The organism is Enterobacter sp. BIGb0383 (assembly GCF_003751845.1).
Taxonomy (GTDB): Bacteria; Pseudomonadota; Gammaproteobacteria; order Enterobacterales; family Enterobacteriaceae; genus BIGb0383.
Genome location: NZ_RJKQ01000001.1, coordinates 1,347,564 through 1,367,249 on the forward strand (window position 1 = coordinate 1,347,564; position 19,686 = coordinate 1,367,249).

The following is a 19,686-nucleotide window of genomic DNA, read 5'->3' on the forward strand; positions in this document are numbered from 1 at the left end:
TCAGTATCCCGTCGCCGATACTATCGCTCCAATTGATTGGAGAAATAATGACTATCAAAGAAAATGATTTCCGCAAAATCGATCTCAATTTGCTGATCGCCTTTACGGTACTGTTCCGCGAGCAGAGCGTCTCTCTGGCCGCCGATAAGCTGCATCTGGGTCAGCCTGCGGTCAGTGGCGTGCTGTCCCGACTGCGGACCATTTTTGACGATCCGCTGTTTATTCGCAGCGGCCATAAAATGCAGCCGACCGCCCGGGCGGAAGAGCTGCATCGCGAACTGCTCCCGCTGCTGGAGCAGCTGCAGACCACCCTGTTTCAGCAGGCGGAATTCGACCCACGGCAGGCCAGCGCGACGCTGACGCTTGGCATGACCGACTGGGTAGAAATGTGGCTGATGCCGAAGCTGATACCGGCGCTTGCCGACGCGGCTCCGGGGCTACGTCTGAACACTATCGCCAGCGATCCCTTTAGCGATGCCCGTCGCCTGGAAGACGGCGAGATGGACCTGGCCGTTAGCGTGGCCACGGCGGGGCCGCGCTGGCTGGAGCGTGAGGTGCTGACCACCATGCCGTTAACGACGCTCTGGCACCCTCAGCAGCTGAAGCTTACCGCCCCGCTCGATGTGGAAACTTTCGCCGCCCAGCGACATCTGATGGTCAGCTATCGCGAAGCCACCAGCAGCCATCTCGATACCCTGCTGGCCAAAGCCGGGCACCAGCGCAGCCTGTGCTATACCACGCCGCATTTTGCCGCCATTGCCGGACTGCTCAGCACCCTGCCCGCGCTCTCGACCGTTCCGGCGGGTCTGGCAGCAGACTGGCAGCGCCTGTGGGGACTGGAATCCAGCCCCCTTCCGCTGGACGTGGAGCCTTTCGAAGTGGCGCTGCTCTGGCACCAGCGCCACAGCAGCGACCCGGCAGTCATGTGGCTGAAGGACTTTATTCAGCACCTGGTGAACTAAGCCTTCAGGCTTTCTCCCCGGCTGGCAATCACGTCGCGATACCAGTAAAAACTCTGCTTACGACGGCGCTCAAGGGTGCCGTTGCCGCTGTCGTCACGGTCAACGTAGATATAGCCGTAGCGCTTGGAGAGTTCCGCCTTCGAGGCGCTGACCAGGTCAATCGGCCCCCAGCTGGTATAGCCCATCACCGACACGCCGTCCTCAATGGCTTCACGTACCTGCACCAGGTGATCGTTCAGATAGCTGATACGGTAATCATCCTGAACGGTGCCGTCCGCCTCCAGCTTGTCCTTCGCACCGAGGCCATTTTCCACGATAAACAGCGGTTTCTGGTATCTGTCCCACAGAATATTCAGCAGGGTACGCAGCCCCAGCGGGTCAATCTGCCAGCCCCACTCCGAGCTCGGCAGGTGCGGGTTCGGCACCATGCTCAGAATATTGCCGCGTGCCTTCTGGTTCAGCTCTTCGTCGGCGGTGACGCAGCCGGTCATATAGTAGCTGAACGAGATAAAGTCGACGGTGGACTTCAGCGCCTCGCGATCGGCATCGGTGATGTCAAGCGTAATGCCGTTATCGCGGAAGTAGCGCAGCATATAGCCCGGATACGCCCCGCGACACTGGACGTCACCGAAGAAGAGCCAGCTGCGGTTTTGCTGCAGAGTTTCGAAGACGTCGTCCGGCTTGCAGCTGAGCGGATACATCAGGCCGCCGAGCAGCATATTGCCGATGCGAGCGTCGGGGATAATCTCCCGGCAGGCGCTGACCGCCTGCGCGCTGGCGACCAGTTGGTGGTGGATGGCCTGGTAGATCGCCGCCTTGCTGCTGTCTGCCGGTAACCCCACGCCGGTCATCGGCGCATGCAGGGACATATTGATCTCATTGAAGGTTAGCCACAGCTTCACCTTCGCCTGGTAGCGGGTAAAGACCGTGCGGGCGTAGCGCACGAAGCAGTCGATAACCCGCCGATCGCCCCAGCCGCCGTACTCTTTGACCAGGCCCCAGGGCATTTCATAGTGGGAGAGCGTCACGACGGGCTGAATATTATGCGCAGCCAGCTCGTCGAACAGCTTATCGTACCAGGCCAGCCCCGCTTCGTTAGGCTGCGTCTCGTCGCCGTTGGGGAAAATACGGGTCCAGGCAATGGAGACACGCAGGCAGCTAAAGCCCATTTCGGCAAACAGCGCCACGTCCTCTGGATAACGGTGGTAGAAGTCGATGGCGATATCTTTAATCCCGCTGTCGCCCGGTACGCGCTCGACCACCTCGCCAAACACTCCGTTGGGCTGAACATCGGAGGTGGAGACGCCTTTGCCATCTTCCTGCCAGGCACCCTCAACCTGGTTTGCGGCTACCGCCCCGCCCCACAGAAATGTTTCCGGAAACTGTTTCATATCTGACTCCTTTACGTTTAGCGGCCAATCGCCAGCAGCGGCTGGCCGGAAGTAACTGCGGTGGGCGCAATGGTCTCCACCGCACTGTAAGTATCGCTATTGCTGACAATAACCGGCGTGGCCAGGCTGTAACCGGCATCAAGGATGGCCTGGCGGTCAAACACCAGCAGCAGATCGCCGGGCTGGACTTTGTCCCCGGGCTGGACGTAACTCGTAAAGTGCGCGCCGTTGAGCTTGACCGTATCGACACCGACGTGGATCAACAGCTCAATACCGCTGTCGCTCAGTAGGCCAATGGCATGTTTCGTGGCAAACAGCGAGGCAACCTCGCCGGCAAAGGGGGCACGAACTTCACCGATTGCCGGGATGATGGCCACGCCGCTGCCCAGCAGGCCGCTGGCGAAGGTGGTATCCGGCACCTGATCCAGCGCCAGAACCGTACCGCTCATGGGCGACAGGATATCGTCCTCACCCACGATGGCCGGAACGGCCTGCGGAGCGCTGGCGCTACGCGGCATCCCGGCGACTATGGTCATGATGCAGGCCAGGACGCTCGCCGTTACGGTGCCGATAATTGCGCCCCAGACGGTGGTATCCAGCCCGCCGAGCGGGATGGTTTGTGCCAGAGTAAAGACGCTGACAAGCCCGAAAGAGTAGACATGGGTATTGCTGAGGCCAACGATCGCCCCGCCAATCGCCCCGGCCACGCAGCCAAAAATAAAGGGACGACGGAACGGTAAGGTCACGCCATACACTGCCGGTTCGGTAATACCAAAGATACCCGCCGTGACCGCAGAACCGGCCAGGGTTTTCATTTTGGCGTCACGGGTGCGCAGGAAGACGCCCAGCGCGGCCCCGACCTGGCCCATTACCGCCGGGAGCAGCAGCGGCGTCAGGGTATCGCTACCCAGCACGGCCATGTTGTTCATCATCAGCGGCACCAGTCCCCAGTGCAGGCCGAAGATCACGCAGACCTGCCAGATGGCACCCATCACGCCGCCGGCCAGCCACGGAGCCACCGTATAGATAAACTGATAGCCGTGCGCCAGCATCTGGCTAAGCCAGGTCGCCGCCGGGCCAATCAGCAGGAAGGTCAGCGGAACGACAATCGCCAGGCAGAAGAGCGGTGAAAAGAAGTTCTTCACCGCCGACGGCAGTAGCCGATTGCTCAGGTTTTCGATCCGGCAGCTCACCCAGGCTGAGAAGATGATCGGGATAACCGAGGAGCTATAGTTAATAAAGGTGATCGGAATACCGAGAAAATACTCCGTAGCACCGGATTCGAAGGCCTGGGTCATCAGTGGATGGGTCAGCGCCCCGCCGATTGCCATCGTGATAAACGGATTACCGCCAAACTTTTTACCGGCGGTATAACCCAGCACCAGCGGGAAGAAGTAGAACAGCGCATCGCTGGCGGCAAACCAGAGCTGGTACGTGCCGTCCGTGGTCGTCAGCCAGCCGCACACCACGGCAAGCGACAGCAGTCCTTTGAGGATCCCCGAGGCCGCCATCACGCCGAGGAACGGCGTAAAGATAGCCGAAACGACGTCGATCAGTCGCCCAAGCACGGAGGACTTCTCGCCGTCCGCCGCTGCGGCGACGGGCGCGTCATCGCTCAACCCCGCCTCCGCACGCACGGCCTGGTACACTTCCGGGACCTGGTTGCCGACCACCACCTGAAACTGGCCGCCGCTCTCCACCACCATAATGATGCCCGGGTTCGCCTTCAGGCCTTCTGCATCGGCGAGGGCGTTATTTTTCAGTTTAAAACGCAGTCGGGTGGCGCAGTGAACAAGGCTGGCAATGTTGTCTCGGCCCCCAACGCGCGCAAGAATCTCCTGCGCAAGCTCCTGATATTGCATCTTTCTGATCCTTATACCCGCTGCTCCGGCAGCGGTGACTGAGTAAAAAAAAACCCGGGCGTGGCCATTTCTGGCCCCGCTCAGGTTTTGCCTGCATAGTGCAGTGACAATCCTTTTTTTTATTGTGCTGCGGTCGGAATTAACCTGCCCGCTGCCCGCTCTCTTTTCTGACCCGCTCGATATGAATGGCCAGGAACATAATCTCTTCCGTCGACAGCGCACGCTGGTAGTGCTGCTGCAGATGAAGGCTTATCTTCTCCGCGCAGCGCCAGGCGCTGGCGTAGTTCTCCTTCACGGCGGTATGCAACGTTTCGTCATCGTCGGGCACCAGGTCACGGCTCAGCATCCGGCGGGCGAAAAACTTCAGGTGGGTCACAAAGCGCTGGTAGCTCAACGACTCTTCGTCGTAGTCCAGCTGGTACTGGTATTTGACGATCTGCAGGATCTCCTGCATCACCCGGGTGATATGCATCACCTCCGGCATTTCGCTGTTCAGCTGCGCGGTAACCAGATGCAGGGCAATAAACCCGGCTTCGTCCTCCGCCAGCCGCACGCCCAGACGCTTGTCGATGGTCTCCAGCGCCTCCTGTCCGATTTGAAACTCTTTCGGATAGAGACGGCGAGTTTCCCACAGCAGCACGTTACGGATCGCCACGCCGCGCTTCTGCCGCTCAATCGCAAAATGGCAGTGATCCGTAAGGGTGATATAGAGGCTGTCCTGCAGCTTGCCGAGACGCTGGCGCGCCAGATCGATAATCCTGTCGCAGGTGGTCATCACCTCCAGCGGGATCTGGTTCAGCAGCTCGCTTAAGCGCGCCACCAGCTCGTCGCTCTGCAGGGCGAAGACTTTATCAATTTTGCTCTCGTCCAGCGCATCGCCGGGCTGCTTCTGAAAGCCCAGGCCGCGGCCCATTACCACCTGTTCCCGCAGCCCCTCGTCGAGCACAACCACCACATTGTTATTGAGTATCTTGGCGATTTTCATCCTGACCCCGGAAACAAAAAAACCTGATGCCTGACAGAAGCCAGAGAATCAGGTTTTGCCTGCATAACGCAGTGACAATCCATAGTAATCGCAGCACTCTGGCAGGTTTCCGTTCCCGCCTCAACGGGAAGGGCGAAAAAACGTGATACCGATCGGATCAGAATGTCACAACGGTTTTAAGCGCCATCACCCAGGCATCCTGTGTTTCGGCAAGACCGCCCGGACGGTGCCAGTACTGCACTGCGGGCTGCACTTCAAGCCAGGAGGCCGGACGCAGGCGATAATAGAGTTCGGCATTCACCGAGTGGCCGGGAACCGGGCGATAACTCGGGTCGCTATACGCCGTCACGCCGCTGAGCTGGTTGAGCGCGCGCTGGTTACGGGCGTAATCATTGCTCATATCAACCCAGGTCACCCCCATACCGATCCAGTCTTCCGGACGGGCATCAAACAGGCCGCGATAACGTAGGGAAGCGGCGGCAACGGTCTGCATCGTGTTGCTGCGCGCGTCGGCGCGGCTGGCGCTCAGCGACACGCTCATCCCACGCAGAGGGTCGTCACTATGGCGGGTGATCTGCTGGTTCATACCGGCATAGAGGAACCAGGTGTTGCTGTGCTCCGCGTAGCCGTCAGGATCGCTGGCCCCGGTGCCACCGGATTTCCCCTTATACAGGTCGGCTTGGTTCGCGTTGGTATACAGCACCCCGAGGTTATACGCGCCGGGCAGGCCGTTGATGTGCTGGCGAGCTTCAATTTCGACCGGCAGCAGTATTCCGCGGCTGCCTTTGGTTGACCAGCTCCAGGCGTGACTGCGGCTGGACGCCTGCGGGTTTTGCTCCATCACGCCGCCTTTGAGGGTCACTTCCGGCGTGAGTTTATACGCCAGCGTGGTTCCCCAGCTGTGCACGTTCCAGTTATTCCAGGTCAGTGAATTCGCCGATTTCCCGCCGCACTGGCTCAGCAGCTGAAAATCGCAGGGAATAATTTGGTCGAAGGTCTGAACCTTATTCATCATCCCGATACGCCAGGTTAACCGGCGGTCGTCAAAGCTGCGGGCAAAGGTTAGCCAGCCAAGACGCGTAATGGACTGACCGCCCCAGCTCTCCTGGGAAATATCGTTAAAACTCACCCGGGGATCCTGGAGGCGCTTTGTGGTGAGGCTATCGTTATGATTACGATTCACAATATTCCCCTCAATTCGGGCATCGGGAATACCGGTCCAGCGCTCCAGATCCTGGTTAAACGTCAGGGCAAACTGGTCGATCATGGCAATATGCCGATCGTGGTCGTAGCCGCCTCCCGCGTTATAACCTATCTGATTCAGATAACCGAGGTTATAATGAAAGCCGTGATCTTCAATAATCGGGCGAATACCCAGCATATCGCCCAGCAGCCCCCGCTGAGGGGCTTCAAAACCCAGTGCGGTGCCGTTCCATGCGGACGTTTCCGCCATTGCCGCAGGTGCCAGCGCCAACAGCAGCGCGCCCCACAGAACGTTATTTCTTTTTTTAAATTGCATAAGTTGCAGCCATGATGATTGAGTAAAAGGGTATATGCCGCCGCAGGTTAATAGATTATTAACCCGATCGTTTTTGCATAAAATAATCTTCCGGCGGTCATTAAACCGCAGAGATAAAATAGTGATATCCTTTTCGCGTTCAGATTCTCATTTTATCCTCCCTGGATGACAGGCAAAAAAAAACCTGAACGCTTCTCAGCCAATAATGGCGGAAGTGCTCAGGTTTCGCCTGCGTAATGCAGTGACAATCCGGGGTTCACTTTACGTATTCTGCTATAACAGACAATACGAAGCATGATAAAACGTGACAGGGATCGCGACAAAAAGAATATACATCGCGAATTTCATACTTAATCTGCCGGTTATTTTGCCTGAACCTTTAACAGCGAGAAATCACATCCGCAATCTGCGCCGAGGTTTTCAGGGTGCGAACCAGCGTAAATAGCCCATCGGCTTCGTCGTACTCTTTACGCAAATAGCCCAGCCACTGCTTGATCCGCGCCACGTGATAGAGGCCGGTATCGCCCTGCTTTTCCAGCTGGCTGTATTTTTGCAGGAGTTTAACCACCTCCGGCCAGGGCATCGGCGCTTCATTGTACTTCACGACCCGGCTCAGGTTGGGCACGTTCAGCGCCCCACGGCCGATCATTACCGCATCACAGCCGCTGGTCGCCATGCAATCCTGAGCGCTCTGCCAGTCCCAGATTTCACCGTTAGCAATCACCGGAATAGTCAGCCGCTGACGAATTTCGCTAATCGCCTGCCAGTTAATTCGTTCCGCTTTGTAGCCGTCTTCTTTAGTACGACCATGTACCGCAAGCTCGGTCGCCCCCGCCTGCTGCACCGCATCGGCAATTTCAAAGCGTCGCGCATCGCTGTCCCAGCCGAGGCGTATTTTTACCGTCACCGGCAAATGGGCGGGCACCGCAGCGCGCATCGCTTTTGCGCCGCGATAAATCAGCTCGGGATCTTTTAGCAGCGTCGCCCCGCCGCCGCTGCCGTTCACCAGCTTTGACGGACAGCCGCAGTTCAGGTCAACGCCGTATGAGCCCAGCTCAACCGCGCGGGCGGCGTTTTCCGCCAGCCACTCAGGATGCTGGCCCAGGAGCTGAATGCGCACCAGGGTACCGGACGGCGTGCGGCTTTGATGTTGGAGTTCCGGGCAGAGTCGCAGGAAGGACTTTACCGGCAGCAGCTGATCGACCACCCGCAAAAATTCGGTGATGCAGAGATCGTAATCATTTACCCCGGTCAGTAGCTCGCGCACCAGCGAATCGAGCACGCCTTCCATCGGCGCCAGTAAGACACGCATATCGTTACCCGTCAAAAAAAGAGGCGCTATGGTAGCGTCCTTTGTGTGGGGTTGAAAGCCCCTTGCAACGGCGGAGTTACTACACTGTTTCTTATCGAGTTTGCCCGCAATTCTGGCGAAATGCCTGACGTTCCCTGCGGGAATGTTTGGTATGCTCAGAATTCATGATGTGATCAGTAGCACATATTTAGCTTTAATTGTATGATGAATGCGTTTCGTCAAGGACCATCACCATGAGTAAAATACTGAATACCCTCTGGCAGTATCTGCGTGCTTTCGTACTGATTTATGCCTGTCTGTACGCGGGGATTTTTGTCGCATCGCTGCTGCCTATCACGATCCCCGGCAGCATTATCGGCATGCTGATCCTCTTTGTTCTGCTGGCGCTGCAGATCCTGCCCGCACGCTGGGTGAACCCCGGCTGCTATGTCCTTATCCGCTATATGGCGCTGCTGTTTGTGCCGATTGGCGTGGGCGTGATGCAGTATTTTACCCTGCTGCAGGCGCAGTTTGGTCCGGTGGTGATCTCCTGTGCGACCAGCACCCTTATTGTCTTCCTGGTCGTGAGCTGGAGCTCGCATCTGGTGCACGGGGAGCGTAAGGTCATCGGGAAAAAAGGGGCGCAGAAATGATGGCGTATATCTGGTGGTCACTGCCGCTCACGCTGGCCGTTTTCTTCGCGGCGCGTAAACTCGCTGCACGCTTTAAGATGCCGTTGCTCAACCCGCTTCTGGTGGCGATGGTGGTGATTATTCCGTTCCTGCTGCTGACCGGTATTCCCTACGATCACTATTTTCAGGGCAGTAAGGTGCTGAATGACCTGCTGCAGCCCGCCGTCGTGGCCCTCGCCTATCCACTTTATGAGCAGCTGCATCAAATCCGCGCCCGCTGGAAGTCGATCATCACCATCTGCTTTATCGGCAGTATTGTCGCGATGGTGACCGGTACCTCTGTGGCTCTGCTGATGGGCGCAACGCCGGAAATCGCCGCCTCGGTATTGCCTAAATCCGTCACCACGCCTATCGCGATGGCCGTTGGCGGCAGTATTGGCGGCATCCCGGCGATTAGCGCCGTGTGCGTGATTTTTGTCGGCATCCTCGGGGCGGTATTCGGTCACACGCTGCTGAATCTGATGCGTATCCGCACCAAAGCGGCCCGCGGCCTGGCGATGGGCACGGCCTCGCACGCCCTCGGCACGGCTCGCTGTGCCGAGCTGGACTATCAGGAAGGCGCGTTCAGCTCGCTGGCGCTGGTGATCTGCGGGATTATCACCTCGCTGGTTGCCCCCTTTTTATTCCCGGTGATTCTGGCGGTTCTGGGCTAAAATTTGCGAGACATCACGCATTTTTAACCTGCGTTTCATTTGTTGCATGTACAGCGTGATCGGAATCACATATAAAGTATTAACAGGTCCGTAAACTACGCTTCCATTACATTGCAATGAGGCAACGCCATGCAATCACGTTTTCACTCCGCGTTTTCACAGCTAGCGGAAAATGTGCAATCAGCGCTCGCCCCGATTCTGGCCGACGAGCAGTTCTCCGCGCAGCTCAGCGCAGAGCAGGTTACCGCGCTGAAAAGCGCTACGGGGCTGGATGATGACGCCCTCTCTTTCGCCCTGCTGCCGTTAGCTGCCGCCTGCGCACGCGCCGGCCTGTCGAATTTTAACGTCGGGGCCATCGCCCGCGGCGTCAGCGGAAACTGGTACTTCGGTGCCAATATGGAGTTTGCCGGTACCACCATGCAGCAAACCGTGCATGCGGAGCAGAGCGCCATCAGCCACGCCTGGCTGCGCGGCGAGAAAGCGCTCGCGGCAATCACCGTTAACTACACGCCCTGCGGCCACTGCCGTCAGTTTATGAACGAGCTGAATAGCGGGCTGGAGCTGCGCATTCATCTTCCGGGCCGCGACACGCATACGCTGGGCGACTATCTGCCCGACGCCTTCGGGCCGAAGGATTTGCAGATTGAAACCCTGCTGATGGACGACCGGGATCACGGCCTGAGCGCCGATGGCGACGCGCTGGCCCAGGCCGCCGTTAAGGCCGCCAATATCAGCCACAGTCCTTACAGCCATGCGCCATCCGGCGTGGCGATTGAGTGCCGTGACGGCACGATTTTCACCGGCAGCTATGCGGAAAACGCCGCCTTTAACCCGACGCTGCCGCCACTGCAGGGTGCCCTGAATCTGCTGAGCCTGAGTGGTTATGACTATGCCGATATTCAGCGCGCTATTCTCGCTGAATTGCCGAATGCCTCTCTGGTCCAGTGGGATGCCACCGCTGCCACGCTGAAGGCCCTCGGCTGTCCGCACATCGATCGGGTTCTGCTGGCCTGATCGCCCGAATGCGGGCCGGACGGCCCGCATTGATGAAAAACCCTGCAAACAGGCGCGTGTTTCTTGCACTGCCGCTAGCCAGACGGGTAAAGTAGCCCGAGCTAAATATTACCAGGGATAGAATACGCTCATGTTAAAACGCCTGTTAAACAGTCTGTTAGTCCTTATCGGCCTGCTGCTGTTGACGGTGCTTGGTCTTGACCGATGGATTAGCTGGAAAACCGCACCCTATATCTATGAAGAACTGCAGGACCTGCCCTATCGCCAGGTCGGCGTGGTGCTGGGCACGGCAAAATACTATCGCAGCGGCGTGATTAATCAGTACTACCGCTACCGTATTCAGGGCGCGATTAATGCCTATAACAGCGGTAAGGTGAATTATCTGCTGCTGAGCGGCGATAACGCACAGCAAAGTTATAACGAGCCGATGACCATGCGCAGGGATCTGATTGCCGCAGGCGTAAGCCCGGCGGATATCGTCCTGGACTACGCCGGGTTCCGTACCCTGGATTCTATCGTGCGCACCCGCAAGGTTTTCGACACTAACGACTTCCTTATTATCACCCAGCGTTTCCACTGCGAGCGCGCCCTGTTTATTGCCCTGCATATGGGGATTCAGGCCCAGTGTTACGCGGTGCCTTCCCCGAAAGATATGTTCAGCGTACGCGTACGTGAATTCGGTGCCCGCTTCGGGGCGCTGATCGACCTCTACCTCTTTAAGCGGGAGCCGCGCTTCCTGGGTCCGCTTGTGCCGATCCCCGCCGTGCATGAGATCCCGGAAGATGCGCAGAACTACCCGGCCGTCACGCCTGAGCAGCTCCTGAAACTGCAGAAGAAATAGAGATGGATATTGAGGCCATGGTCCTGCAGGTCGCGCTATCGGCCTGCACGCTGTTTATGATCTGGATAACCTGGCAGGGCCTGCGCACCGGCGCAGTCGATACCCTGGTCAAAGGGTCCAGCGTGCCGGTGTATGCCTACCGGGACAAAAACCCCGTCAGCTACTGGCTGCATATCATCGGCTATATCGCAGCGATCATTACCCTGCCCTCGCTGCTGTATTACCTCTTCGGATAGCCAGACATAAAAAAACCCGCCTTTGCAGCGGGTTTTTTATTTCCGGTAATACGTTATTTCTTACGCGCGTATTTCAGGGAGTCCAGCGCCACGGCGAAGATAATAATGCCGCCCTTAATGATGTACTGCCAGTAAGGGTTCACGCCGATGTAGGTCAGACCGTAGTTGATAACCGTAAAGATAATGACACCGGTCACCACGCCGAAGACGGTACCCACCCCGCCGCTGAAGGAGACGCCGCCCACCACGCAGGCCGCAATCGCATCCAGTTCGTACATAAAGCCGAGGTTGTTGGTTGCCGAGCCGATACGACCGGCTTCCAGCAGGCCACCGAAGGCATAGAACACGCCGGACAGGGCGTAAATCATCAGCAGATTCAGGGCCACATTAACGCCGGAGACTTTCGCCGCTTCCGGGTTACCGCCGATAGCGAAGATGTTTTTACCGAAGCGGGTTTTGTTCCACAGCACCCAGACGAAGGCCACGGCGATCAGGGCATAGAAGGTAATATACGAGAGTCGGAAGCTGCCGAGCGCCACAAAGCCCTGGGCAAAGGTCGAGAAGCCGCTGTCGAAGCCGGAAACCGGCGAAGCGCCCACAAAGTCGTAGTACAGGGAGTTGATACCGTAAACGATAATCATCGTACCCAGGGTGGTGATAAACGGCGTCACGTTCAGGTAAGCAATGATAATGCCGTTGATCAGACCGATGATGGCACCGATAGCGCAGACAATCAGTACCACCACAAAGATCGGCATGGTGGCCAATTCCGGGAACACCTTATTGGCGTTCTCAACGGACTGCAGCAGCGTTGCGGCAATAACCGCCGCCAGCCCCACCTGACGACCGGCAGAAAGGTCGGTGCCCTGGGTGACGATAAGCCCCGCCACGCCCAGTGCGATAATAATACGTACCGAGGACTGGGTCAGAATGTTACTCAGGTTCAGCAGGCTTAAGAACGTAGGGTCCTGGAAAATGATAATGGCCAGCAAAACTAAAAGAACAACGTAAATTCCGCCGTCTTTCAGGTAAGTAAGAAAACTTTTCTTATTTAATGCACTCATGAGGAGCCCCTGATCTTAAAGGTGCAAAGACGCAAGACGTAAAATTTCGTTTTGCGTTGTTGTTTTGGTATCAACAATTCCGGAAACGAGCCCGTTGCTCATCACCAGAATGCGGTCGGTAATGCCTAACAGCTCAGGCATTTCGGAAGAGATAATAATGATCCCTTTGCCTTTCTTCGCCAGCTCGGCAATCAATTGATAAATTTCGAATTTCGCCCCAACGTCAATCCCACGAGTGGGTTCATCCAGCATCAGAATTTCCGGCTGGGTCAGCAGCCAGCGGCCGATAATAACCTTCTGCTGATTACCGCCCGACAGGGAGCCGATCTGGGTGTGATGACCCGGCGTTTTTACCCGCATGGCGTCGATAACCCACTGGGTATCGCTCTTCATCCGGCTGTTATCCAGCAGGCCAATCTTGTTTTTGTAATTCTGAATATTGGAAATTAACGAGTTAAACCCGATATCCAGGTAGGCATAAATCCCGGTTGAGCGCCGCTCTTCCGTCACCAGCGCAAAGCCGCGGTTAATGGCTTCGTTGGCGCTGGCGTTATTAATGGTCTTACCGTGCAGCGTAATCGTCCCGCCGGATTTCTCGCGAATACCAAACAGGGTTTCAACGATATCGGTTCGTTTTGCCCCGACAAGACCCGCAATCCCCAGAATCTCGCCCTTGTGCAGATCGAAGGAGACATCGCGGATCGACGGCTGACGCAGGGAGGTCAGGTTACGCACCTCAAGGATCGTTTCGCCGGGTTTATTCTCACGGTCCGGGAAGCGCTGGTTGAGGGAGCGCCCCACCATCATGGCGATGATCTTATCCATATCCAGCCCTTCCAGCGGCTGGGTCGCAATCCACTGGCCGTCGCGCAGAATGGTAATTTCATCGCACAGCTGGAAGATCTCTTCCATTTTGTGGGAGATATAGACGATGCCGCAGCCGCGCTCTTTCAGCTTGCGGATAATCTTGAACAGGTGATTGACCTCTTTTTCCGTCAGGGATGAGGTCGGCTCATCCATAATGACGATTTTGGCGTCGTAGGAAAACGCCTTGGCAATTTCAATCATCTGCATTTGCGAGACGGACAGCGTACCGACGCGCGCACGCGGGTCGATATCAATATCCAGCTCGTCAAAAATGGCTTTGGTGTCGCGGTACATTTTGTCCTGATCGACAAACATGCCTTTGGTCGGATAACGCCCGAGCCACATGTTGTCCATCACCGACCGCTGCAGGACCAGGTTTAGCTCCTGGTGCACCATTGAAATCCCATTCTCAAGGGCTTCTTTCGCCGAATGGAAATCAATCTCTTTTCCCTGAAAAATAATGCTGCCGGAATCTTTCTGGTAGATCCCAAAAAGACATTTCAATAATGTTGATTTACCGGCACCGTTCTCCCCCATCAACGCATGGATAGAGTGAGGACGCACTTTTAAATTCACATTATCGAGTGCCTTAACGCCGGGAAATGACTTATTGACGCTACTCATTTCCAGCAAGAATTCGCCGGACGACTCGCTATTATTGCTGACCATAGTTATACCTGGCTGCTAAGTCTTTTAATTACGATAATAAGTGGGCGTACTTTTGTACGCCCAAAATAAGTTAGTGCACTTATTTGCCAACAAACTCGGCGAGGTTTTCTTTATCAACGCCAACGTATGGAACGCGAACCACTTTGTTTTCGAGTTTCCAGTTGGTGCCGTCGGTCGCGCCTTTACCTTCGGCGAGGTTTTTCGCCAGATCGAAGGTGGCTTTCGCCTGGTTGTTAGCATCGTTCAGCACGGTACCGGCCATTGCACCGGATTTCACCAGCGCCAGCGCTTCAGGCAGGGCGTCAACGCCGAAGACCGGAATGCTGGATTTGTTGTGTGCTTTCAGCGCTTCGACCGCACCCATCGCCATGCCATCGTTGTTGGCAATAACCACTTCGATTTTGTTAGCGTTAGGACCGGAGAGCCAGGCGTCCATTTTGTCTTTCGCCATTGCGGTATCCCACATGGCGGTATCCAGCTGCAGCTGTTCGGTCTGGATGCCTTTTTCGTTCAGCTCTTTGATCACGTAGCTGGTACGGGCTTCAGCATCCGGGTGACCCGGCTCGCCTTTCAGCAGCACGAACTGGATTTTACCGTCTTTGTTCAGATCCCAGCCCTGGTTCGCCGCCCAGTGCTTAGCGATCAGATCGCCCTGAATAATGCCGGATTCTTTGGAGTCGGTACCCACGTAGTAGGCTTTGTCATAGCTATCAAGCGCTTTACGGGAAGGTTCTTTGTTGAAGAACACGATAGGCACATTCTGGCCACGCGCTTTCTCGATAACCGTTCCTGCCGCCGCCGGGTCAACGAGGTTGATGGCCAGCGATTTAACGCCTTTCGCCAGCAGCACGTCGATCTGGTCATTCTGTTTGGACTGGTCGTTCTGGGAGTCGTTCATCAGCAGCTGAACATCTGGCGCCGCTTTGCTGTCTTTTTCGATAGCTTTGCGCACGAGCGACATAAAGTTATCGTCGTATTTATAAATGGTTACGCCAACGCGGGTATCCGCAGCCTGTGCAGTCGCGCCAAAAAACATGCTGGCCATCAAAGCAGACAGGGTCAACACCTTCTTATTCATGGTATCTCCAGTTTTATTATGCAGGGTAGTACTGGTGAAAAACGCTCGGCAGGACAGCAGGTTAAGAAAACGTTACTGATCGCCGAAGTTTACTTTATAAAAACCAATCTTCCGTAGTCGGTAACGCTCCAGGAATGCTGCTTGTAGTCTGACGGGTCTCCGTTACATTGTGTTTCAGCCCATCCAACGCCGCCATCATAGCCAGCGCATTGTTAAGATACTGTGAATTTACTCACAGATTGGAAACGGTTACATCGCCGCACATCACGCGTTAGTGATCGTCGCCACATTTTGTTTCGGGGTTACTGAATGACGCCGCACCAGAGTCGGCATAAAGCAGTGGGTAGCGCTGATATCCAGCTTGCCTGCGGCCCCCTGTAACGCCAGCTCGGTCGCCAGTTTTGCCATCGACGCCACCGGATAACGGACGGTCGTCAGCTGCGGATCCGTATAGCGGGCAATGGGAATATCATCAAAACCAATCAGGGAAAACTGCTGCGGCACCGCAACGCCGTTATCTTTCAGCGCCGTCAGAGCACCGGCGGCCATGCTGTCGTTATAGGCAAAAACGGCGGTCAGACCGGGATTGCGGCCCAGCAGCTCAACCATCGCCGCCTCTCCGCCCTGCATATCCGGCGAACCGGAGGCCAGCCAGCTGTCGAGCGGGACAATGCCGCGCTCCTGCAGCGCACGCTGCCAACCCTCATAGCGTAGATCGTTATCTTCGATACGGTGGCTGGAGGCCAGATAGCCAATACGCTGATGGCCGTTATTGAGCAGCATCCGGGTCGCCATCACCGCACCGCTAATATTGTCCAGCCCGACGCAGCGGTGCAGATAGCCGGGCACGGTGCGGTTAATTAACACCATGCCGGGAACCTGCTCCATAAAGGCCGCCAGCTCTTCATCGCTCAGGGCTTTTGAGTGCACAATCAGGGCGTTACAGCGCTGACGGATCAGCACTTCAATGGCATTTCGCTCTTTTTCCGCCTCGTGATAGCTGTTGCCAATCAGCACATTTTTTTGATGCTGCTGGGCCACCATATCCACGGCTTTGACCAGCGCGCCAAAGAAGGCATCGGAGACATCCATCACCACCACGCCAATGGTGTCACTGACCTGAGTTGCCAGCGCCTGGGCATTGGCATTGGGGCGATAGCCCAGCTGCGCCACGGCTTTCATGACGCTATCGCGGGTATCGGGACTGACCTGAGTGCTGTTGTTCAGCACCCGGGAAACGGTGGCGACGGAGACGCCCGCCAGCCGGGCGACGTCACGAATGGTTAGCATAGGTACCGCCCTGTTGTTGATTGCAGCAACGCACGACCACCTCCTGTGTTCAGCAAGGAGAGTATTCTGGCAGCGAGCAGGACGGCACTACGTGAGAGAGGTCACAGCAATGGAAACGGTTACATCCGTTTTGTTAACGATTGTGATCCAGATCGTTATCTGGATGTACTGGAGATGGGTGTTCCGGCGAAGTGTAACGTCAGTCTGCGCCACAGCCATTCCACCGGCCCCTGGCGGAAATAGCGCAGCCAGAACACGGAGAAGAGCAGATTTGCCAGCCAGACCGGCGGCACAAAGGCCAGAAGCTGGAGGCGGTTATAGTGCATAAACAGACCGAGCTTCCAGAAAAGCGTGGTGCAGATGACCGTCTGCAGCAGGTAGTTGCTGAGCGCCATGCGGCCGACGCAGGCCACCGGGCCCGCCAGCCATCGCAGGCGAGCGATCTGCGGCCAGAAGCCCCAGATTAAGGCGGCATAGCCGATACTTTGCAGCGGCGCACTCAGCTCACGCGGGGCCTGTAGAAGAAACGCGCTCCAGCGATAAGACCAGCCAGACTGCCACTGGGCGACAATGCCCATCAGGTTGATAAGCATCCCCAGCGCCACCAGTACCAGGCCGGTGCGGCGATAATGCGCCAGGCTGAATTGCCCTTTCAGCCAGCCGCTGCGCATCAGAGCCGCGCCGATCAGCATCATTCCCGCCAGCTGCCAGCCATACTGAGCGCCAATCGCCAGCAGGTTGCTGGAGAGCATGTCGAGCCGGTTGCTGATGGCTTCTCCCCCGCCCCGGGTGCGCCAGAAATGCTCATACTGCAGCGCAGAGAGATCCGGCACCCAGGCACGATTCACCGAATCGCCGGAGATAATCCCCAGCAGAAGCAAAACGCCCACACCGATAAGATAAAGCACGACGCCGGTCGTCAGCTGCGTTTTAACGCTGCCCGCATCGCGCACCATTCGCCAGCAGACCAGCCCTACCAGCGCGTAGGCCAGCAGGATATCCCCTTCCCAGAACAGCAGGCAGTGGAGAAAACCAACGAGTGCCAGCAGCGTTAAGCGGGTCTGGATCCAACGCTTACCCCTTGAGAGCAGCATCTGTAACCCGGCCCCAAACAGCAGGGCAAACAGGGTGAGGAATTTCGCCTGGGCGAAGAGATCGAGCGTAGCCCAGGTCCAGGCATCGCGGGAGGTGATTTCCCCGTACCAGGCGGGATTCAGATAGGCCGCTTTCGGCTGACCGAAAGCGACGATATTGAGCAGCAGGATGCCAAGAATAGCGACGCCCCGAACAAAATCGAGGGTGACGTTTCTCTCCATCCCTGTACCGCCTTAGCCGAGGTGACGAACGGCGCGGAGGAACTCCTGGCGCGTATTCTGGCTGGATTTAAACAGTCCGCCCAGCGAAGTGGTGGTGGTGGCGCTGGTCGCGTCACGAATACCGCGCGCCTTGACGCAGTAGTGCACCGCATCGATAGAAACGGCCACGTTGTTGGTACCCAGCAGCGTCTGCAGCGCGGTGAGGATCTGCTGAGTCAGTCGCTCCTGCACCTGCGGACGCTGGGCGAAGAACTGGACGATGCGGTTGATTTTGGACAGGCCGATCACCGACTCTTTCGGGATATAGGCCACGGTCGCTTTACCGTCGATGGTGACGAAATGATGTTCGCAGGTGCTGGTCAGCGTAATGTCGCGCACCGTCACCATTTCATCGACCTTCATTTTATTCTCAATCACCGTGATTTTCGGGAAATTGGCATAATCCAGCCCGGAGAAGATCTCATCGACGTACATTTTGGCGATGCGGTGCGGGGTTTCCGTCAGGCTGTCGTCGCTCAGATCGAGATTAAGAAGCTGCATAATTTCGGTCATATGCCCGGCGATCAGGCGTTTGCGGGTTTCATTATCCAGATCAACCGGCGGGCGCAGCGGCGTTTCCAGGCCGCGGGCAACCAGCGCTTCATGAACCAGAGCGGCTTCTTTACTGAGTGATGACATGTCGAGTTCTCCTGCAGGCGGGACTATCTTTGTCCTTCATGGGGCAAAGTTTCACTTATTGTGCGTGAGGTGGCGCACATAATCCAGTGCGCACCCGCATAATTATTGCAATTGCTACAGCCTTTGATCGTGACGACGCCAGACCAGCGCGCCCGCCGCAAACAGCGCGATCGCCGCCAGACTTAGCGCAGGTTCCAGCTTCCCGGTCAGCGCGCTCGACAGCGCCGAGGTCATCGGGCCGATCAGTTGCCCAATGGCGTAGCCGGTGGTGATCAGCCCGGCCATATAGCGGGCGTGCTGCGGAGCCAGTTCACGGCCATACAGCAGAGAAAGCTGAACCGCACAGAGGAAGCCGCCGCCCACCAGCAGCGCGCCGATAACCAGCCCGCTCATGCCCGGCCACAGCCAGGCTGCCAGCACGCCAAGCCCCTGTAACCAGAGCACGATAGCCAGCCGCTGATGGCTATGCCCGAGGTGACGCAGCGCAATACTCAGAGCAATCCCCACCACCGCCGCGCCGCCGAAAACCGGCCAGACAAACTGGGCGAACAGGCTACCGGGAAAACGCGCTGCCGCCATCTGCGACAGGAAGGTGGCAGGCAATATATAGCCAAACCCGGCCAGGGAATAACTCAGTACCAGGCGACGAATATCTGACGTCATCGCGAGGGGTTGCGGTTTTTCTCCGCTGCGATGCAAATCGCCGGGACGCGGAAGATAGCGGGCAATCAATATCACCAGGACCAGCGCCAGCACGCCGTAAAGCTGCCAGCCCGCCGAAGCGCTTAACCCTTTGGCCTGAATCGCCACCGCCAGCAGGCCGCTGAGTGCGATGCCCGCCCCCGGCCCGGCAAACACCGCCGCATTCAGCCCCGGGCGTCCGGCATGCGCCAACCGCTCGTTGATCCAGGCCGCGGTTAATACCATCGCCCAGCCGCTCATTGCACCGAGCACCAGCCTTAAGCCACCGTGTAGCCAGGCGTTATCCGCCAGGGATGAAAGTAAAGTCAGCACAACCGCGCCAACAATCCCCGTATAAAGGCGGATTTCAACGTGTCGTGAAGCGCGCATCGCATCCCAGGCGCCCAGCAGATAGCCAAGATAATTGACCGCCGCCACCAGCCCGGCGCTGGTCAGCGTCAGCTCCCCGTCGCGGATCATCAGAGGAACCTGTGGCGTAAAGGCGAAGCGGCCAATCCCCATCGCTACGACCAGTACAATAAAGCCGCTCAGAGCAACCCGCAGCGCCATAGCCATCCCAAATGTTAATGTAAAGTT

The 19,686-nt window shown here is 57.1% G+C and carries 18 protein-coding genes; 6 read left to right on the top strand and 12 right to left on the bottom strand.

Going from position 1 to position 19,686, the window contains the following annotated elements; translation table 11 throughout:
- The first annotated feature begins 47 nt into the window (after window positions 1–47).
- Window positions 48–962 (top strand): LysR family transcriptional regulator, encoded by a 915-nt coding sequence (locus EDF81_RS06430; RefSeq protein WP_123347255.1) that lies wholly within the window; start codon window positions 48–50, stop codon window positions 960–962.
- Here EDF81_RS06430 and EDF81_RS06435 read toward each other — a convergent pair.
- From EDF81_RS06435 to dusC, 5 genes are all read right to left on the bottom strand, one after another.
- Window positions 959–2,353, bottom strand: coding sequence for a glycoside hydrolase family 1 protein (locus EDF81_RS06435; protein ID WP_123347256.1), 1,395 nt, complete (start codon window positions 2,351–2,353; stop codon window positions 959–961). The genes EDF81_RS06430 and EDF81_RS06435 overlap by 4 nt on opposite strands.
- Before the next feature lie 17 nt (window positions 2,354–2,370).
- Entirely contained in the window at window positions 2,371–4,215 is a 1,845-nt protein-coding gene (gene bglF, locus EDF81_RS06440; protein WP_123347257.1) for a PTS beta-glucoside transporter subunit IIABC, read from the bottom strand.
- Window positions 4,216–4,354: 139 nt separating this feature from the next.
- Window positions 4,355–5,200 (bottom strand): transcriptional antiterminator BglG, encoded by an 846-nt coding sequence (gene bglG, locus EDF81_RS06445; protein ID WP_123347258.1) that lies wholly within the window; start codon window positions 5,198–5,200, stop codon window positions 4,355–4,357.
- A gap of 157 nt (window positions 5,201–5,357) precedes the next feature.
- Window positions 5,358–6,719 (bottom strand): carbohydrate porin, encoded by a 1,362-nt coding sequence (locus tag EDF81_RS06450; RefSeq protein ID WP_123347259.1) that lies wholly within the window; start codon window positions 6,717–6,719, stop codon window positions 5,358–5,360.
- Window positions 6,720–7,098: 379 nt separating this feature from the next.
- Window positions 7,099–8,031: a tRNA dihydrouridine(16) synthase DusC gene (gene dusC, locus EDF81_RS06455; RefSeq protein WP_123347260.1), complete on the bottom strand. Its 933-nt coding sequence runs from the start codon at window positions 8,029–8,031 to the stop codon at window positions 7,099–7,101.
- A 233-nt stretch (window positions 8,032–8,264) separates the two neighbouring features.
- Between dusC and EDF81_RS06460 the strand changes: the two genes are divergently transcribed.
- The 5 genes from EDF81_RS06460 (at window position 8,265) to EDF81_RS06480 (ending at window position 11,446) form a co-directional block, all read left to right on the top strand.
- Window positions 8,265–8,663 (top strand): CidA/LrgA family protein, encoded by a 399-nt coding sequence (locus EDF81_RS06460; RefSeq protein WP_123347261.1) that lies wholly within the window; start codon window positions 8,265–8,267, stop codon window positions 8,661–8,663.
- Window positions 8,660–9,355, top strand: a complete 696-nt coding sequence (locus tag EDF81_RS06465) for a CidB/LrgB family autolysis modulator (RefSeq protein WP_123347262.1) — start codon at window positions 8,660–8,662, stop codon at window positions 9,353–9,355. The genes EDF81_RS06460 and EDF81_RS06465 overlap by 4 nt, the downstream gene beginning before the upstream one ends.
- A 129-nt stretch (window positions 9,356–9,484) precedes the next feature.
- The gene (gene cdd / locus EDF81_RS06470; protein WP_123347263.1) at window positions 9,485–10,369 is read left to right on the top strand and encodes a cytidine deaminase; all 885 of its coding nucleotides are present in this window, start codon (window positions 9,485–9,487) and stop codon (window positions 10,367–10,369) included.
- Between the two features lie 130 nt (window positions 10,370–10,499).
- Complete coding sequence (sanA, locus tag EDF81_RS06475) at window positions 10,500–11,210, top strand: outer membrane permeability protein SanA (protein ID WP_123347264.1); 711 nt, start codon at window positions 10,500–10,502, stop codon at window positions 11,208–11,210.
- 2 nt (window positions 11,211–11,212) lie between these two features.
- The gene (locus EDF81_RS06480; protein ID WP_123347265.1) at window positions 11,213–11,446 is read left to right on the top strand and encodes a DUF2542 family protein; all 234 of its coding nucleotides are present in this window, start codon (window positions 11,213–11,215) and stop codon (window positions 11,444–11,446) included.
- A 53-nt stretch (window positions 11,447–11,499) separates the two neighbouring features.
- Here the strand turns inward: EDF81_RS06480 and mglC are convergent, their stop codons facing one another.
- The 7 genes from mglC to EDF81_RS06515 all read right to left on the bottom strand — a co-directional run bounded on the left by mglC (window position 11,500) and on the right by EDF81_RS06515 (window position 19,659).
- Complete coding sequence (gene mglC, locus EDF81_RS06485; protein WP_123347266.1) at window positions 11,500–12,510, bottom strand: galactose/methyl galactoside ABC transporter permease MglC; 1,011 nt, start codon at window positions 12,508–12,510, stop codon at window positions 11,500–11,502.
- Window positions 12,511–12,525: 15 nt separating this feature from the next.
- Window positions 12,526–14,046, bottom strand: coding sequence for a galactose/methyl galactoside ABC transporter ATP-binding protein MglA (gene mglA / locus EDF81_RS06490; protein WP_123347267.1), 1,521 nt, complete (start codon window positions 14,044–14,046; stop codon window positions 12,526–12,528).
- A gap of 79 nt (window positions 14,047–14,125) precedes the next feature.
- Window positions 14,126–15,124, bottom strand: coding sequence for a galactose/glucose ABC transporter substrate-binding protein MglB (gene mglB / locus EDF81_RS06495; RefSeq protein WP_123347268.1), 999 nt, complete (start codon window positions 15,122–15,124; stop codon window positions 14,126–14,128).
- Window positions 15,125–15,388: 264 nt separating this feature from the next.
- Window positions 15,389–16,414 (bottom strand): HTH-type transcriptional regulator GalS, encoded by a 1,026-nt coding sequence (galS, locus tag EDF81_RS06500; protein WP_123347269.1) that lies wholly within the window; start codon window positions 16,412–16,414, stop codon window positions 15,389–15,391.
- A 155-nt stretch (window positions 16,415–16,569) separates the two neighbouring features.
- Entirely contained in the window at window positions 16,570–17,730 is a 1,161-nt protein-coding gene (gene yeiB, locus EDF81_RS06505) for a DUF418 domain-containing protein YeiB (protein WP_123347270.1), read from the bottom strand.
- Between the two features lie 12 nt (window positions 17,731–17,742).
- The gene (folE, locus tag EDF81_RS06510) at window positions 17,743–18,408 is read right to left on the bottom strand and encodes a GTP cyclohydrolase I FolE (protein ID WP_123347271.1); all 666 of its coding nucleotides are present in this window, start codon (window positions 18,406–18,408) and stop codon (window positions 17,743–17,745) included.
- A gap of 114 nt (window positions 18,409–18,522) precedes the next feature.
- Window positions 18,523–19,659 (bottom strand): YbfB/YjiJ family MFS transporter, encoded by a 1,137-nt coding sequence (locus tag EDF81_RS06515; protein ID WP_123347272.1) that lies wholly within the window; start codon window positions 19,657–19,659, stop codon window positions 18,523–18,525.
- Window positions 19,660–19,686: the final 27 nt, after the last annotated feature.